This is a genomic window from Wolbachia endosymbiont of Onchocerca volvulus str. Cameroon, from assembly GCF_000530755.1.
Classification (GTDB): Bacteria; Pseudomonadota; Alphaproteobacteria; order Rickettsiales; family Anaplasmataceae; genus Wolbachia.
This window is the reverse complement of sequence record NZ_HG810405.1, coordinates 378,056-397,314: the sequence shown is the minus strand read 5'-3', so window position 1 is coordinate 397,314 and position 19,259 is coordinate 378,056. Positions and strand designations below refer to the sequence as shown.

Here is a 19,259-nt window from a genome sequence, read left to right as displayed (position 1 = left end):
TTCTTATATAAGTTAGATATGTAGAAAAATTGAAAGTACCAGGTTGTAGTGCAGAATTTTGCTCATTTAAGTAAAATTATAATGAGGCAAAAGATTATATTACTACAGCTTCAAAGTTCAATTTTTAACCTAATAAAGATGTTTCTTATTAAGACAAGAACTGCAGAAAAATTAAGCAATAATTTTCATACTATGACATTGATATTTCCGGTTTACCTGTCATTAAAGAGCAAAATATATTTATTGATGTTCAAATAGAGAGACTACGTAAGCAACAACCATTTTCTGATTAAAAGGAAGAGCTACAATTTGGTTTGTATTTTGCTTGTTATTTGCTCATTGGGTTAATAGTTTTTTAGTCCATGTTGTTGTTTATAACAAGAAAGTCTATAGTAAAAATCAAAATTCTATTGATGAGATACATTCTATAAATTTACAAATTACTGAGGTTCAAAAAAAAAGGAAGTTATTTTAAGTAAAAGCCTAAATTTGTAGAAAAATTTTTTCTTCAAGTTTACACAGCAGTGGATACATTGCAAATTTCAGTTTTGAGCTCAGTAAGTTGCATAAAAGATACTACATGCTTGAAACTGAAGTGTCGATTTCTATACCTGAGAAAGTAAGATTACACAGTAAAAGTAAACACACAAAAGCAATAAAAAAGTGAAATTAACTAAGTTTTAGTTCAACTAGAAATAAACATATTTTTTATCTTTACAATCTGTCTAAGTTTGCCTGGTTATGTCATGATTAAACCTCTTATTTCTGAAAAAAGAGAGGAATATTGATACTGTAACTATGAATTAGATTTTGGACGGTAATATGGTAAAATAGTGAAGAGCTAATATAGTTCTCAACTGGCACACTATAATGAAGTAGATGAAATAATGAAGGTAAAAGAGCTATCTTTTGTTTTTACTATACTATTTTTCAAGGTTAATGCGTATTGCGACTGTAAAAGCAGTCTAGAAAATATAGAAACTTGTAAAAAATATGCCTGTCGGTAATATACTATTAATGATGAAGACCTCATCTAGCATAGAATGCTATAATTAAATAGTAGAGGTTTGTATGTATATTAGAAAAACAAGATAATGACGAAATAGTTTATATTATTACTCTAAGCGGGAGTGATGATAAAAAAAATATTTCGAAAGTATTTTCAAAATTAACAATCAAGAAATCGATAATTTTACTGATATACGAAATTTACTTGCAAAGGAATGTTTCTTTATAAGCAACCGAAAGATAAAGGTATGTATAGAGTCATATAAATCAGAATGAGATAATAAGGGAAGCAGTAGAGAGTGATTTTGATGTTTTATCACAATATTATAATATAAAAAGTATTCTTTTAATGAGAAATTAGTCAGTAAGATAGTCAGCAAAATGGAAAAGTTTTACTTACGTTCTTCAAGAGAAATGATATTAGATGATTTCAATCATAAGATAGTGAGTTTAGTTAAATTTAATATTTTTTTCTAATACACTGAAAATGTGAGTAAAATGGGAAACTGTTTACAGGCATTAAGGACTTAAAAAGTCACTTAATAACCGGAAACTACATAATTTTTATGTGGACTGTAGATCAGAACATGATGAAAACCAAACAAGTAATTCAAAAGATATGTGTATTGACAGCATGAAAATGCTATGTTTGTGATTTATCCGAATCAAAAATTTAACTTAGTTAGCTTATCTACTAGGTAATTTAATATATGTGCGCTTGTAGTTCAGTTGGATAGAGCGTTGCCCTCCGGAGGCAAAGGTAGAGGGTTCGAATCCCTCCAAGCGCATTTCCTATCAGATTTGACAATTGTATTTTAACATAAGATAATATAGGGAGTTTATTTTAAAGTACAATTATGTCCGCTGGTACAGTAAACAAAGTTATATTAGTTGGTAATTTAGGAAGAGATCCTGAAATTAGAACTATGCAGAGTGGGAAAGAAATGGCAAGTTTTTCAATAGCTACATCTGAAAATTGGACCGATAAGTTTTCTGGTATACGCTCTGAAAAAACGGAGTGGCATAATATTGTAGTGTTTAGTGAAGGATTAGTAAAAATCATCAAAGATCTCGTACGTAAAGGCAGTAAAGTTTACATTGAAGGTTCTTTAAGAACTAGAAAATATACTGACCAAAATGGGAGTGAAAGATATACCACAGAGGTAATGTTGCAGAATTTTAACAGCACTCTTGCAGTTTTAGATTCACGGTCAAATTCTGATTGTAAATCAAACGAATATAAGCAACGTGAAGTAGAACAAAAAAATCAGCATAGAGATTTTTTTGACAGTGAAATAAAGGAAGAGCTAATTGATGATGAAATACCATTTTAATAACTTCAATTGAAATTACTATCTCCATTTCTATGGACTGCCTGTGTTACTCCTTTTAATGATAAAGGAGATAGTATAGATTATAGCAGTTTACAGCTTTTACTTACAATGCAAGCTGAAGCCGAAAACGGTGTGGTGTTATTAGGTAGCACTGGTGAAAGTTTGTCACTTACTGATCATGAAAGGCGTACATTAGTTAACTTTCTATGTGGACTGAAATTAAGTACGAAAATCATAATTGGTGTACCAGGAGTGAATTTATATCAAACTCTTGAATGGCTTGATTTTTGCAAAGGCATGCCCATTTACGGCTATTTAATAACCACCCCAATTTATACAAAGCCTGGAATTATGGGGCAGACTTTATGGTTTGAAAAGCTACTCGAAAAAGCACATGTACCAGCTATGCTTTATAATATTCCATCAAGAGCAGGAGTAAGTCTTCATGTAGAAACTGTACGTAATTTGTCTAGCCACGAAAAGTTTTGGGCTATTAAAGATTCAAGTGGAACTATTGATACTTTAATCAAGTACAAAAAAGTTGCACCAAATATTAAAGTTTTTTGTGGTGATGATAATATGATACTTGATATGGCCGCTTATGGTGCAGATGGCTTAGTTTCTGTTGCTTCTAATCTTTGGCCATGTATAGTACATAAGTATGTTAAGCAATGCTTACTGTTATTCCAGCGTTATGCGCTGGAATCTAAAAAGGAAGCAACTACTAAAGTAATAGAAAATGAAGTAAAAAGTTCAACAAGTATCTGGCAGCAAGTCTGTAAAACACTGTGTATTACTAGTAATCCAATACCCACTAAAGCACTCTTGCATGATATTGGAATCATAAAGCACAAAACTGTCCGCCTACCACTCAGCACAGAAGACTTATCTTCTATTGAAGCACTAAGGCAAGCCAATGTAATGGTTTCCAAATGGAAAAAATTAATTAACAACTAAAAACAAAAGCAACAACTTAAGCCTTTTTTAATCAAAAACGATAATCCTTTTATTATTACATAATTCTGTAGCCAATGTCAATCATACAATTAAGGTTCTTTAATTAGTTTTCAACACGCTATAGTCTGTACAGCTCTGATGTCCTAAACTAACGGATATATCTAATCTTCAGCTGAACCGAAACTTAGGTTTATTGATGACTTAAAAAATCTTCATAAATGTCATTTAAATGGTGAACACTGTGAAATGACATTTTTTTACGGAGCTTTTTAAATTGCTTTAGCTACAAACACTTTAAAAGCTTACCAAATGAAAAAAAAAGATAAGGTAAAACCTGATTAATACCTGCTTAAAAAACTAGCATTCTACACTGCCTTAAATGTTTTATAAGTGCACTTTAACTCATATAATAAAAACCTAGAAATCTAAGTGAAATTAACAAAGATATTAAGCATATATAGTGTAAAGAATTAAACATCAGATATATCAACTACGCAATATTCTTATTACTTTAACTTGCATAAATTGAAAATAACTAAATAACCTTAGTTTGAGGTAAAGAAGCTAAAACGAACGTTTATCAAGTAGTTTTTTGTTTCTATTTAAATATAGACCTAGTGTACTGCCAAAAACTACATAAGAAGTCTACTTAATTTATTACAGCAAACACAGTTCACATTAGGTCTTTTGTGTCATTAAAATTTTTACAACATCAAGCGCTGCATAGGTGATTATTGCGCTTGCACCAGCACGCTTAAAACCAACTAAAGACTCATAAATTACTTTATCATAATTCAGCCAGCCGTTATTTGTTGCAGCTTTTATCATTGCATATTCACCACTTACTTGATAAGCAAAAATCGGAAAATTAAACTTATCACTTGCTGTTTTAATTATATCTAAGTATGGCATACCTGGTTTTATCATAATAAGATCTGCACCTTCGTTTATATCCATTTCAATTTCACAAATTGTCTCTTTTGCATTTCTATAGTCCATTTGATAACTACTTTTGTCGATAAAATTTGATGGTATACATGAACCAACAATTTGTCTAAATGGTGCATAGAAGCTTGAACAGTATTTTACTGCATAAGACAATATCAACACATCTTGAAAGTTATTATCATCCAATGTCCTTCTTATTTTTCCTATTCTACCATCCATCATATCAGAAGGAGCCACTATATTACATCCTGCTTTTGCTAAAGCGAGCGCTTGCTTACATAATACTGACACAGTTTCATCGTTTTCCACATCTATCAGATCCCCTTTTAAAAGGCCATCATGACCATGAGTAGTATATGGATCTAGCGCAACGTCTGCAATAATACCAATACCAGGTACCTTTAATTTTACAGCATAAATTGCTTTGCAGATTAAATTGTCTTGATTATATGCTTCCTCAGCATTTTTAGATTTTAATTTACTGTCAACTACAGGAAAAACCGCAATAGCATTGATCCCCAAATCCTCAGCTTTTTGAGCTACAGAAACCAATTCATCTATTGAATAACATTTCATGCCGGGTAAACCTGGAATTGATTCAGTTGTTTCTTTTTTGTCATGAACAAAAAGAGGGAAAATCAAATCATTTACTGATAAAATGCTTTCACTCGTTAAATTGCGAATCCATTTACTTGAGCGCCTACGCCTTAAACGTGTGTTCGGAAAATTAAACATCATACCTTCTCTAAGATTGTCTTAACAAAAGTAAGTATCTATAGCATTTCTATAGTTTCTCTTCAAATTTTATTCTTATGAAAAAGGAGTATATAATTTGTCCGTTTATATCAATAATACATTCCCATTTCATGCAATTTTTTTATTTCATCTACTGAACGCCAGTAATTTTAGTAACAATATTTACAGAGACACTGGCCTTAAGTAAGTTTTTAGCCACAACTATTTTAACCTATTCTTATCTTCCATTAACCTTTATATGTTACTGATTCTTCTCATCAATAAAACTTGTCTAATTACCTCTTCATTAAGCTTTTTAATTACTCTACTCGACTTTTTGTAAATTTAGGCAACTCAATAAAAACAAATAAAAAGTTCTTTAAATAAGATTCATTAAAGAAAAACCTTTTTGACCAATGTGATTACCAGACTGCCTTGAATAAGCTTTAGCAGCGTAAAGTTAAGCACGTCTTCAAAGCTCTTATTCCCATAGAGCTGCGCTCCACAATTTATCTGTTTTTCGTGAAAACCACCTTGCAAAAAATATTAACAATACTCTGCTCATCACAGAAGTGATTTTAGGATTTATAATGGTGCTATGGGAATTCAACTTTTTGTGTTAATTTAACATTAATGAAGTCTAGAATGTCGTTTTGAAAAATAGGGTAGGTGAGAATATTCTCATTTTTCTCATATTGAAGATTTTTTTTTAAAGATTAATCCTATACAGCATATTTTTAATACTTCCCAATGTCATTAAACCTTTATTTACCTTCATTTTTGTTCTAAATTTCTACAGAATCCCATAACTTGCTTTTACACACCTATTTCACTACTCTGCTAAGAGCAATACTTTAAAAACTACTCCTCCCCCCCTCATTTTTTATCCTAAGCCAAGTTTCTTGAACTTTTATCACTTTCGTTCCTTAAAAAAAGAATCAACCTTTTTTACTATTAGATTTCTTATTTTCTCTATTTTGCTATTCTGCTAAATAGAGTTTTAATGAAAGTCCCATTTTACTGTGCTTAAATCTACCCCTTCTTGCACCATTTCCCAAAGCGGGCTCATTTCTCTTAGCCGCCCAACATTCTTAGCAACAAGATCCGCCGCGTATAAAATTTCATCTTTAGTTGTAAATCGGCCAAGACCAAATCTAATTGATGAATGTTCAAGGTCATGACCATTATTTAGTGATCGTATAACGTAAGAAGGCTCAAGAGATGCAGATGTACATGCAGAACCAGAACTTACCGCTAAATCCTTGATTGCCATGATGAGAGATTCACCTTCAATATAGGGGAAACTTAAGTTTAAATTGCCAGGAATTCTATTTTTATAATCGCCATTTAAAACAACATCAGGAAATGCTTCTTTTATCTTGTTATACAAAATATCTCTTAGTTCTTCCAACTTGATTGCTTCTATTTCCATTTCTTCTTTAGCAATACGCGCTGCTTCACCAAAACCGACCGAAAGAGGAGTTGGAACTGTTCCAGAACGCATACCTCTTTCCTGCCCACCACCACTAATCAATGGTGTTAACCTAACACGAGGATTTTTTCTACGAACATATAATGCACCTATTCCCATAGGTCCATAAATTTTATGGCTAGAAAGGCTCATGAGATCAATGTTCATTTCATTAACATCAATTGGCACTTTTCCAAAGCTTTGGGCAGCATCTGTGTGAAAAAATATATTATGCTTTCTGCATATCGCACCAATTTCTTTAACAGGTTGCACTACTCCAATTTCATTGTTTACCATCATCACTGAAACCAGAATTGTTCTGTTAGTAATTGCTTTTTTTAGCTTCGATAAATCGATAATTCCATTTTGCTTAACAGGTAAATATGTAACTTTAAAGCCTTCACTTTCCAAGTGCCGACAAGAATCCAAAACGCACTTATGCTCTGTGCAGACAGTTATTATATGATCCCCTTTATTTTTATAAAAGTGAGCAACACCTTTAATCGCCATATTGTTTGACTCAGTTGCACCTGAGGTAAAGACAATTTCCTTACTATTTGCGTTCACTAGATCCGCAATATGCTTCCTTGCTTTTCCCACTGCTTCTTCAGCAATCCAACCGAACGAATGACTACGGGAATGTGCATTACTAAATTCACCAAAATAAGGTATCATCACCTCTAAGACACGAGGATCTACTTTAGTAGTAGATTGGTAATCAAGAAATATCGGTAACTTTACTTCAATATTGTGTGTTTTCTCATCCTTTACATTCATAGTTATTATAAAAATTTGAGTGCGGAATCTATACTTTATAACACTAACACTTAACTTTTTCAAGACATAATTTTGTCTCGAATACAAAATCTAACTGCTAAATATTGTTAGCATAAAGATAACTATTTATTATAAGAACAAATATTCGTTGATGAATTGCTTTTAAAAAATTTACCAGACAAAAAAAGGCAAAAAAAAATCATAGGCAGATAATTATTTATTAACTTCAAAATATTGGCGTCCTTGTTCTAAGCGCTATATTTAACTACATTTTAAATGCAACTAGCTAAATTATAGATATTAAGGAGCTTACTAAGCAAAAAAAAACAGAATGGACCTAAAACAAAACAACTAGTACTCTAATTCTCATTTATATCTATTTAATGTCTTTGCTGTCCAAAAATACTATACAAGTATGTTTCAACTTGCAAAAGTCTAGTGTTTTAAAAGATATAAGACGTACACAATGCAAAAAATTAAACATAACATACATCAAATACATTAAGTTTTTTATCACTAATTTACTACAAAATTATAAAAATAAGTAAATAATTCCAACCTTATGGTGAAAGAAGCAATAAGACTCACTAAGCAGCTTTCGTAGCTAATACACTTCCATGCTATCCTGCTAATGAAAATTTTTCTTTACCAAGCTTCACATAAAATGATGCCTATTTTAGAAAGGTTTACCTCAGTCTATTATTGACAATCATGATATTTGTTCCTAAAGTTTTTGCAGCAAATAATGGCTTATTAAACACCGACTGCATAATATAAATTGGTGATCATACTTATTTTACTACAATATAGAGAAATTTATACCATTTTATAGTGATATCAAGATTGTGGTTCTTTTCATTTAAATAATGGCTATACGAGATGAATAATTCTTTAAACTCAAAAACAGTTTTAAACATCAACAAAAAGTTGTATAGCTACTTTAGCCTCAGTGCTGCTGGTGAATTTTTAGGAATAGATCTAACTAAACTACCTTGCTCACTAAAGGTCTTACTTGAGAATTTATTACGTAACGAAGATGGAGTGAATGTAAGATTTGATGACATAAAAATACTAGCAAGTTGTGTGGAAAAACACGTTAATCATGAAATTAGCTACAAACCGGCAAGAGTGTTGATGCAAGATTTTACAGGAGTTCCTGCTATTGTTGATTTAGCCTCAATGCGTAGTTATATAAAAAAAAGTGGAGGTGACCCAAGTAAAATAAATCTATCCGTACCTGTTGATCTTGTAATTGACCATTCTGTTCAAGTAGACAGTTATGGAAGCATTTCTGCGTTTAATAAAAATGTTGAATTGGAAGTAAAAAGAAATTTGGAGAGGTATAAGCTTTTGAAGTGGGGAGAGTCATCCTTCAAAAATTTTAGAGTAGTGCCACCTGGAACAGGAATTTGTCACCAAGTAAATATCGAGTATTTGGCACAAGTTGTGTGTAACAAAAATGGGGTTGTGTACCCTGATACTGTAGTCGGCACAGATAGCCACACTACTATGGTTAATAGTTTATCAATTCTTGGTTGGGGTGTTGGTGGAATAGAAGCTGAATCTGTAATGCTTGATCAACCAATTAGCATGATGATCCCAGAGGTAGTGGGATTTAAATTAACTGGAAAACTCTCAGAAGGAGTAACTGCAACTGATCTAGTACTGACAATTACAAATATCTTGAGAAAAAAAAGTGTTGTTGGTAAGTTTGTAGAATTTTATGGTAGTGGGTTGGATCATTTATCTATAGAAGACAGAGCAACCATAGCTAATATGGCTCCAGAGTATGGTGCAACTTGTGGCTTTTTCCCAATTGATCAAAAAACACTAGATTATTTAAATTTAACTGGAAGGCCAGAGGAGTTAATCAAATTAGTTGAAGTCTATGCAAAAGAACAAGGATTGTTGCGAAACAGTAACGAGTTAGCGTTTTTTGACATGTTGGAGCTTGATTTATCAAGTGTAAAACCAGTAATGGCCGGTCCTAAAAGACCACAAGATAAAGTTTTTCTTCCACAAATTTCAGAATCTTTTTCTCAATCGTTTCCAGTTAGTAAACTAGAGAAAAGCGATAAACTTCAAGACGGAAGTGTGGTTATTGCTGCAATAACCAGCTGCACCAATACCTCAAATCCAAGCACGATGATTGCTGCTGGTCTTGTAGCACGTAATGCAGTCAAACTTGGAATAAAATCAAAACCTTGGGTTAAAACTTCTCTTGCCCCAGGATCACAAGTTGTAACGGAGTACTTAGAAAAATCAGGATTACAAGAAGATCTAAATGCTTTAGGTTTTAATTTAGTTGGGTATGGCTGCACGACTTGCATTGGAAATTCCGGTCCACTTGATAAAGATATAGAAGATGATATAAAAAGCAAAAACTTAACTGTCACTACAGTTTTATCTGGTAATCGTAATTTTGAAGGAAGGATTCATCCTTTAGCCAAAGCTAACTACTTAGCATCTCCGATGCTTGTTGTTATATATGCACTTGCAGGTACTATACGAATTGATTTAACAAAAGATCCTATATGTAAAAATAAAGATGGAAACAACGTTTATCTAAAAGATTTATGGCCAACAAACAGTGAAATTGAAAACTGTGTCAGAAGTATTGTAACACGTGAAATGTTCATACAAAAGTATAAAAATGTTTTTTCTGGTAACAAGTATTGGCAAAAAGTAAAATGTAGAAAAAGTAAAATCTATAGTTGGGATACAAAAAGCACTTATATACAAAATCCTCCTTATTTTATTAGTTCATCAATGAAGAGTAATAAAAACAATGTAATTAACATAAAAAACGCGCAGATACTAGCAATATTTGGTGATAGTATAACCACTGATCACATTTCTCCTGCTGGAAATATTGCCTTAAATAGTCCTGCGGGCATATATTTAAAAGATCTTGAAATTGAACCACAAGATTTTAATTCATATGGATCTCGTCGTGGTAACCACAACGTGATGATGCGTGCAACCTTTGCTAATATCAAAATAAAAAACGAAATGGTGAGTATCAATGGTGGATACACAAAGCATATTCCCTCTCAAGAAATCATGCCAATTTTTGATGTGGCAATGCGCTATAAGAAAGAAGCTGTCCCATTAATTGTTGTTGCAGGAAAAGAATATGGTACAGGTTCAAGTAGAGATTGGGCAGCAAAGGGTACTGCATTACTGGGAGTCAAAGTTGTAATTGCAGAGAGCTTCGAGCGCATACATAGGTCCAACTTAATTGGTATGGGTGTTCTTCCACTTATATTTCAAAACGGAATAACTAGAAAAGCATTTTGCGGTAGTGAAATAATAGACATAGAAGGTAAAATAGTGCCAAATGGAAATCTAGAATGCGTTATCAAAAGAAAAGATAATTCAAAGCAATCAATTCAACTCAAATGCTGCGTGCAAACTGCAACTGAATTAAAGTATTTAATAAGTGGTGGAATATTAAACTACATACTTGTACACTCTTCTCAACTTAGCAAAGTTATTGAGTAATTACTAAACTTTCTTTATTCGGTTCTAGCCTTTTATATAAATAAAGGTTTATTATATGCGGAGTTATGGTATAATTTTGCCTTATATAGTAAAGGTGTTTTATAGGTAATTATGATCAGTTCTATACAAGAACCTAACGAACTGCGAAAGCGTTTGCAGGGGTTTTATCGTACTGACGAAAGAAACTGTATGCGTTATCTTGTAGAAAAGATAGAACTTTCAGCTGATTCGAGAAACAGAATTTACAATATTGCAAAACAAGTTATCGAGAAAATTAAAGGTAGCAAGCTAGGTATCATAGATTCTTTTATGCAACAGTACTCATTTTCCAATGATGAAGGAGTGGCGCTAATGTGTATTGTTGAATCACTACTTAGAATACCAGACGATTATACAATAAACCAACTAATCAAAGATAAAATTGCTAATCAAGAATGGAGTAAGCACTTAGGGCGTTCTTCTTCATTGTTTATCAATGCTTCTACGTGGAGTTTAGTAATAGGAAGCAATATTCTGAAAAGAAACAGAGAAGATCCAAAATTCTATCATGCAATTTCTAGGTTACTTAAAAATTTAGGGGAGCCAGTAATCCGTAAAGCAGTAAAACAAGCGATGTTAATGCTTGGTAAGCACTTTATTATTGGAGAGAGTATAGAAAAAGCATTAGAAAGTATAAAGTTAGATGATCACAGCAGATATTTATGCTCTTTTGATATGATTGGTAAAACTGTTTGCACAGCTGAGAATGCAGAAGAATATTTTAATTCTTGTATGCATTCAATAAAAACCATAGGCGTGTCTACTGATACTAGTAATTGCTTTAAATCTCATGGAATTTCGATCAAGTTGTCTTCATTACACCCACGTTATGAATTCAGCCAATTTGATAATGTAGCTGAAGAACTAAGAATTAAGGTATTGAAGCTTTGTCATGAAGCAAAGAAATATAACATTTCATTGTGTATAGATGCAGAAGAATCAGAAAGACTCGAGATGTCATTAGTCTTATTCGAGCAATTACGTCTTGATGAATCACTTTCTCAGTGGAATGGACTTGGTTTTGCTGTACAAGCATATCAAAAACGTGCTTTATCTGTTCTTGATTTTATTGAAGATATTGCTATTCGATCAAAACATAAAATTATGGTAAAGCTTGTGAAAGGAGCATATTGGGACTCAGAAATTAAGCACACGCAGGAATTAGGATTAATTGGGTATCCAGTGTTTACTAGAAAAAGCTATACAGATGTGTGCTACCTTGCCTGCGCACAGAAACTTTTAAACAAAGCAAGTCATTTTTATCCATGCTTTGGAACTCATAACGCTTATACTTTTGCTACTATAATGGAACTTGCTGACAAAAACCACCCTGGATTTGAGTTTCAGCGCTTACATGGAATGGGTAAGCGCTTATATGATTATGCAATGTCAGAACTTGCAACAAGTATTAATTGCCGTGTATATGCTCCAATTGGCAAACATAGTGATTTATTGCCGTACCTTATTAGACGCCTTCTTGAAAATGGAGCTAACAGTTCATTTGTTCATCAAATAAATGATTCCAATATTAAAATTGAAGAGTTAATTTCAGATCCATTAGAAAAAGCTAAAAGCTTAGAGTACGAACCTCATCCAAGCATTCCGTTGCCACAAGATATTTTTGGAAAGGAAAGAAAGAATTCCTTAGGTATTGATATTAGTGATTCAGTTACAATTTCACAACTTGCAAATGATATGAAAGAACTTAGCAAAAAGAAATGGCAAGTTGGACCGGTAATTAACGGAGAGTTACTATTTGACAGTACTGAGTCTACCAAAGTAGTTAATCCAGCACATTTAGAAAATATAATCGGGAAAGTGTCTAATACAACAAATAATCAGGCTTTGAACGCTCTCGAAATAGCACATAATGCTTTTGCTAAGTGGCAGAATGTTTCAGCAGAAGAACGTGCTGAGTACCTTGAAAGAGCTGCAGATTTACTTGAAGAAAGAATGAAAAAGCTGATTTACATTCTGATTGTGGAAACAGGAAAGATTTTACCTGACGCAGTAGCAGAAGTAAGAGAGGCAGTTGATTTTTTACGTTACTATGCAATGATAGCAAAAAATAAACTGAATAACTGGAAAAAGTTATCAGGTCCAACGGGTGAAGATAATTTCATTTTTTTTGAAGGTAGAGGAGTTTTTTTATGTATATCACCGTGGAGCTTTCCACTTTCTATCTTTATTGGACAAGTTTCAGCTGCACTTGCAGCAGGTAATGTGGTGCTGGCAAAGCCAGCGAAGCAAACACCAATTATTGCTTATGAAGCTGTTAGAATACTGCACGAAGCTAAAATACCTAAAAATGTACTGCATCTTATTCCAGGAGACGGTCAGTACTTAAGTAAGATATTGGTACCAGATAATAGAATTTCCGGTGTAGCTTTTACTGGTTCAATACAAACTGCTCAGGTAATTAATAGAATGCTTGCTAGCAGAGATGGTCCTATTGTACCGCTTATCGCTGAAACTGGTGGACTAAATGCTATGATTGTCGACAGCTCAGCTCTCCTAGAACAAGTAACTTCAGACGTTTTACTTTCCGCATTTCGAAGTAGCGGTCAACGCTGTTCTGCTCTTAGAGTGCTATTTATTCAAGATGATATAGCAGAAAAACAGATAAAGATGATATGCGATGCGGCTCAAGAATTAAAGATTGGTGATCCAATGCAGCTTAGCACTGATGTTGGTCCGATAATTGATAAAGCATCTGTTGACATGCTAACTAAATACACAGAAAAGATGTCAATGGACAAAAATTCAAACCTTTTATCTAAAGTACCCATAAGTATAAATTCTCATAGTGGTTATTTCTTTCCCCCATATATTTATGAGGTGCAGAAAATTTCGCAATTAAAGGAGGAAATATTCGGTCCAATTTTGCATATCATACGCTTTGACAAGTCTCAATTAAGTGAGGTTATAAATGATATAAACAGCACAGGATATGGACTTACGTTTTCTTTACAGAGCCGCATACAAAGCCAAATCAATTTAATAAGTAAGAAAGTATCAGTTGGAAATGTGTACATAAATCGCAATCAGATAGGTGCAGTAGTTGGCGTACAACCATTTGGCGGTAGGGGATTATCCGGCACTGGACCAAAAGCTGGTGGTCCTAATTATTTGCAACGTTTTTCTACAGAAAAGGTTATAAGTATCAATACTACAGCATTTGGTGGTAATACTAAGCTTATGTGTTTAGGTTGATTTACAGATATTTTTCTTGTTTTTAAAAGATTAAAATTTTAGCTAAAATAAATTCAACTTATTTTACTTTTGCCTTTTATCATATTTAAAATTGCATTCATAGCAACCCTTAAATATTATACTATAGCTAACATGTAGAATCTTTTTGTAAGAGTCAATTAATATATAATGCACTTCGGATACACTGTTCACAAAAGTATGAATATTCAATAAAGTATTAATATGAAAAGCTTGCTTGTAGAAAAAATATGACAATAGTGATTTTATTTTTAGTTCATATATTATCTATAAAAGGCATCAGATGAAAGCAACCATGACATACAAATTCCTATAGTTAAGTGTGTTTATTGAACTTTTTAGAATTTTCGTTGAAGATAGTGAAAAGCCATCAGCTCTTTCAATAAAGAGTGAACTTAGGTTTCATAAAAGAGGCAAAGGATTACAGGTTCTAGTAGCTAAAGGTTAATTTTGAAGTTAATAAAAGAAATCAGCAAAGATTCGTCAGTTTTTTTGTTAGAGACTTTTCCTATATTAAGAACTATATTAATAACATTAGTATCATTGATATATTTTAATAGTGTACATCATACATTTATTGTAATGACAGCAATATTTTTATCTATACATGTAAGTTTTTTATTTTCTTCCTTGTTAATAAAGTTCTTATAATTGTTATATGTGTGGTAGGAGAATTGCTTTAGTTGGAAAAATTATAGTGGTGAAACATAATATACTATTACTTAATGCTTTGTGATAGTAATAGTTACTAAGCTAAATATTAATTTTTTTTCATTACAAATTATATATGACACGCCATCAAGCGGTAATAAAGTTGACATTCTAAATGATTATGGCATGCGGAATATTAACTGCAAGCAGTTTTAACCTTATTTTTATTCTTGCATTGCTTGTAATATAAAGATATGAAAAAACTTGACTTAAATTAGTAATTATTTACTATTAGAAATAGCGTTTCTTTCCATTAAAGATATAGTTATAACTGATTGTATAGGATTTATTTGTATGATTGCTAATCGTAAGAGTAGTACTAAACAGAAAAGTGACAAAGGTGACTTAGTTGGGAGCATTGATATAATAAAAACAGCAGCGGAACTTTCACTTCAGAAAGGTCTAGATTTTGAAGTGATAATAAAGGCATTAGAAAGTGCAATAGAAGCAGTTGCTTATCAAAAATACGGTAGTAAGAATAAAATTGTAGTTAATATAGATAGAAACACAGGAAAGGTTATTTCATACAGAGAATTAAAGGTCATTGATGATAAGCCAAATATAGAGGGAAATTCTGGATATGAATCAATTACTCTTACGCAGGCTAAGTTAATAAAGGAAGATGCAAAAATTGGAGATACCATTAATGAATTGCTCTCTCTTAATACTGATCTTGCTTCAGCAAGAATTGCCCAACAAAGAATTGCTCAAGTAATTAAATACGAAGAATTAAAGAAAGAATATGGAGAATTTAGGGATAAAGTAGGAGAGATAAGATATGGTGTTGTTAAGCAAGTAGAATATTCAGACTTGATTATAGATATAAATGGTACGAGGGCATACCTTCCATTTCGAAATTTAATTGGTGGTGAATCATTTCGCGAAGGTGATAAGGTTAAAGCTTATATACAAACTGTTAAGCGTTCTGATGACGGACGTCAAATTATTCTTTCTAGAGCCCATGAAGGTTTTTTGGAGGCATTGCTAAATCAAGAAATACCGGAAATTGCTGATGGGTTAGTGATAATTAAAGGCATAGCTAGAGATGCTGGTTCAAGATCTAAAGTTGCTGTTTTTTCTCCTGATAAAAATATTGATCCAGTAGGTGCTTGTGTCGGAGTTAAGGGAGAAAGGATAAAAACTATAATACATGAATTAAATGGAGAAAAGATTGATGTCATACACTACTCTTCAGACCTGGGCCAGTTTGTTATTAAAGCAATTACTCCTGCAGAAGTATCAAAGGTTATTATTGATGAAAATGAAAATTGCGTAGAGTTAATAGTTCATGAAGATCAGTTGAGCTTAGCTATAGGGAAAAAAGGTCAAAATGTAAGATTAGCCTCAGAGCTTGTTGGATGGAAGATTGAAATACTGAGTACTCAGCAAGAGTCAGAAAGGCGGAGTAAAGAGCTTAATCAATGTTCAGCTCTGTTTGCTGAAGCTTTAAATTTAGAAGAGATCATGGGTCAATTGTTAGTTACAGAAGGCTTTTCAAGCGTAGAAGATATATCCGATGCTTCAATTAAAGAACTTGCTTCAATAGAAGGCTTTAATGAGGATATTGCAAATGAACTACGTAGCAGAGCAGCCAAGTACCTAAAGGTAAAAAATGATAAAAGAATAGAAGAGTTAAAAGCTTCAGGTATGGAAGATGATGTAATCAACCTACCTTTATCAATAGATGGTAAAATTGCTCTCAGCAAACATGGTATTAAAACATTAGATAGTATAGCAGATTTATCGAGTTATGAGTTTTGCAGTATACTTTCTAATTCAGAAAACAGTAAAAAAGATTTGAAAGATACAGTAGACTTAATAATCATGGAAGCACGCAAGAAGCTAGGTGTAATATAACAAAATGATATGAATAATGAAGAAGGTATCAGTAGTAAGAAACTAACACTTCAAGGCTTTAACAAGCTTAAATTTGGTCTTGATTTAAGTTATCCAGTAAGTCCAAATATAGGGGCTACAATAGTAAAAAAAAGAAGAAGAAAAATCCGTGAGCCAGAAGGGCAAAGCGAGAGTAAACTAGGCTCCTTAACAGAAAAAGAGCAGATTTTTCGTATTAATGCCGTACAAAATGCTGTTTTGCTAAAAGAGAAAAACCTAAAGAAAGAAAAGGAAGTAATTACGAAAGAAGATAATAATAGGAAAATTGATGAAGATAGCATTTCATGCTCTTTACTTAAAGAGAATAAAGAAAAAGGCTCAAGTGGTGTTAGCTTAGTTAAGCTGATGGAAGAGAGAATTGATGACGAATTCGTTAATAAAAAGCCCTTAAAGACTAATAAAGATGTATATTCTAAATATTCTAAGCTAATAATTGCACAGTCAATAGACGATAAAGTTGAACAAACTTTAGTGTTCAAACAAAGGTTTGGCATAAGAAATAAAAGGTCAAAGTTTATCAAAGGTAAGAATATATCAAGGGAAGTTATTATACCAGATAAGATTACAATTAAAGAGTTATCTATTCGTATGGCAGAGGAGAGCAAAGGTGTGCTAAAAATGTTAGAAGAAGAAATAGGTGAGTCTTGCACAGTGGACGATTTCGTGAATCCAGATATAGCATGTAAAATAGTAGAGAAATTCAATCATGTAGCTAAACGAGTAAGTAATGTTGACAAGGAAAGGGATTTATTATTTGTAGAAAATAAGAAAAGCTTACCTAAAAAACCCAAGCCACCGGTCGTTACATTTATGGGACATGTTGATCATGGTAAAACCTCATTGCTTGATGCATTTCGTGACTCTAATATCGCAGAAAAAGAATCAGGTGGAATAACTCAACATATAGGTGCTTATCAGATAGTTACAAAAAATAAACAGAAAATTACTTTTATTGATACACCAGGGCATGAAGCGTTCACTGCAATGCGTGCATGTAGTGCCAACATTACCGACATAGTCGTAATAGTGATTGCAGCCGATGATGGGGTGATGAAACAAACAATTGAAGCTATAAATCATGCAAAGTCTGCAAATGTTTCTATCATAGTTGCTATTAACAAAATTGATAGGTCACAGCCTGGAGATGTAGAGAGGATAATTAGTAGTTTACCTAGGTATGGCCTCATCCCTGAGGAACTTGGTGGTGACGTTATAGTTGTACCGATATCAGCAAAAAAGAGAATTAACTTAGATAAGTTAGAAGAAGCAATCTTGTTAGTTGCTGAGTTAATGAAACTTGAAGCAATAGAAGATTGTCGAGCACTTGGGTGGGTGATAGAATCTAAAATTGATAAAGCTAAAGGAATATCAGCAACATTAATAGTTGAAGAAGGAACGCTAAAGGTTGGTGATATATTAGTACTAGGCACAACATATGGCAAAGTACGCAATATGGTCAATCATTTTGGAGAAAGAGAAAATATAGCTCTACCTTCCACTGCAGTTGAAATTACCGGTCTAAACGGTATACCAAACGCTGGAGATAAGTTTGTCGTTGTAAGTTCTGAAAAGCAGACCCGTGAAATTATTGAGTACAGATTAGATCTAGTCAGAAAAAAGAAAGGAAATTCAAACGATAATAATCCAAATATATTTAATCATGGCGATAGCAAGATAGAAGAGATATCTTTACTTTTAAAGTGCGATGTTACTGGTTCTATTGAAGCAATATTAAATTCAATTAATAAACTCAGTAAAAATCAAGTAAAATTAAATATCCTACACAAAGCAGTAGGGGGAATAACAGATTCAGATGTACTGCTTGCAGAAGCATCAAATGCAATAATTTTAGCGTTTAACGTTAAAACAGATTCAAAAATAAGAGATATGGCAAAACAAAAAGGTGTAGAGATACACACTTATAATATAATATACGAACTTATTGATGATATGAAAATGTACTTAACTAAAATATTGAAGCCTATAACACGAGAAGTACGCATTGGCTCTGCATCTGTGAGGCAGATATTTAGTACATCTAAAGCTAGCAATATCATTGGATGTTATATAAGTGATGGAGTCGCAAAAAAGGATTCTTTAATTAAGGTAATGCGCAACAGTAAATTAATATGCAAAGGAAAGTTAAAAGCTTTACGTAGATTTAAAGATGATGTTAAAGAAGTAGTTACAGATTTTGAGTGTGGAATGTCTCTTGATGGTAATGTCGATGTTAAAGTTGGAGATATTCTAGAAGTTTATCAATTAGTTCAGGAAGGAAGGATATTATAGTAGTCAAGTATGAAAAAAGAAATTAGAAGACTGAAAATAGCATCTGTATTGCATAGAGCAATATCTAGAATCTTAATGAAAGGTAAAGTGTACAGTAATAAAGGTATAATAGTATCTTACGTAAAATTAAGTAAAGATTTTAAAAAAGCGGATGTATATATCGTGTCATCTTCATTAAACGAAAAAAATTACAGTACTAATACTATTATTAATGAAGTTAACCAATCTGCATGGTTGATACACAAATCTATATTGTGTTATGTTAATTTACGGTTTGTACCTAAGTTAGTTTTTAAACCTGACTTAGCATTCGATAATTTTATTAATGTAAACAAAATACTAAGTAATCATACTTAATT

The 19,259-nt window shown here is 32.4% G+C and carries 9 protein-coding genes and 1 tRNA gene; 8 read left to right on the top strand and 2 right to left on the bottom strand.

Annotated elements, in window-relative coordinates:
* Positions 1 to 1,722 precede the first annotated feature (1,722 nt).
* From WOVOC_RS01595 to dapA, 3 genes are all read left to right on the top strand, one after another.
* A tRNA-Arg gene (locus WOVOC_RS01595) sits at positions 1,723 to 1,796 on the top strand.
* A gap of 69 nt (positions 1,797 to 1,865) precedes the next feature.
* Positions 1,866 to 2,342, top strand: a complete 477-nt coding sequence (gene ssb, locus WOVOC_RS01590) for a single-stranded DNA-binding protein (RefSeq protein WP_025264114.1) — start codon at positions 1,866 to 1,868, stop codon at positions 2,340 to 2,342.
* Between the two features lie 9 nt (positions 2,343 to 2,351).
* A complete protein-coding gene (dapA, locus tag WOVOC_RS01585; protein WP_014869165.1) occupies positions 2,352 to 3,299 on the top strand; it encodes a 4-hydroxy-tetrahydrodipicolinate synthase in 948 nt (315 codons plus the stop codon).
* Positions 3,300 to 3,977: 678 nt separating this feature from the next.
* Here dapA and hemB read toward each other — a convergent pair.
* Entirely contained in the window at positions 3,978 to 4,982 is a 1,005-nt protein-coding gene (hemB, locus tag WOVOC_RS01580; RefSeq protein ID WP_014869164.1) for a porphobilinogen synthase, read from the bottom strand.
* A gap of 1,000 nt (positions 4,983 to 5,982) precedes the next feature.
* Positions 5,983 to 7,230, bottom strand: a complete 1,248-nt coding sequence (locus WOVOC_RS01575; protein ID WP_025264112.1) for an IscS subfamily cysteine desulfurase — start codon at positions 7,228 to 7,230, stop codon at positions 5,983 to 5,985.
* Between the two features lie 879 nt (positions 7,231 to 8,109).
* Here WOVOC_RS01575 and acnA point away from each other — a divergent pair.
* The 5 genes from acnA to WOVOC_RS01545 all read left to right on the top strand — a co-directional run bounded on the left by acnA (position 8,110) and on the right by WOVOC_RS01545 (position 19,257).
* Complete coding sequence (acnA, locus tag WOVOC_RS01570; protein WP_025264111.1) at positions 8,110 to 10,734, top strand: aconitate hydratase AcnA; 2,625 nt, start codon at positions 8,110 to 8,112, stop codon at positions 10,732 to 10,734.
* Between the two features lie 111 nt (positions 10,735 to 10,845).
* Positions 10,846 to 13,986, top strand: a complete 3,141-nt coding sequence (putA, locus tag WOVOC_RS01565; RefSeq protein WP_025264110.1) for a bifunctional proline dehydrogenase/L-glutamate gamma-semialdehyde dehydrogenase PutA — start codon at positions 10,846 to 10,848, stop codon at positions 13,984 to 13,986.
* 1,023 nt (positions 13,987 to 15,009) lie between these two features.
* Positions 15,010 to 16,572, top strand: a complete 1,563-nt coding sequence (nusA, locus tag WOVOC_RS01555) for a transcription termination factor NusA (protein ID WP_025264109.1) — start codon at positions 15,010 to 15,012, stop codon at positions 16,570 to 16,572.
* Positions 16,573 to 16,581: 9 nt separating this feature from the next.
* Positions 16,582 to 18,900: a translation initiation factor IF-2 gene (gene infB, locus WOVOC_RS01550; protein ID WP_025264108.1), complete on the top strand. Its 2,319-nt coding sequence runs from the start codon at positions 16,582 to 16,584 to the stop codon at positions 18,898 to 18,900.
* A gap of 9 nt (positions 18,901 to 18,909) precedes the next feature.
* Positions 18,910 to 19,257 carry a ribosome-binding factor A gene (locus WOVOC_RS01545; protein WP_014869158.1) on the top strand — a complete coding sequence of 116 codons (348 nt, stop codon included), beginning with the start codon at positions 18,910 to 18,912 and terminating at the stop codon, positions 19,255 to 19,257.
* Positions 19,258 to 19,259 lie beyond the last annotated feature (2 nt).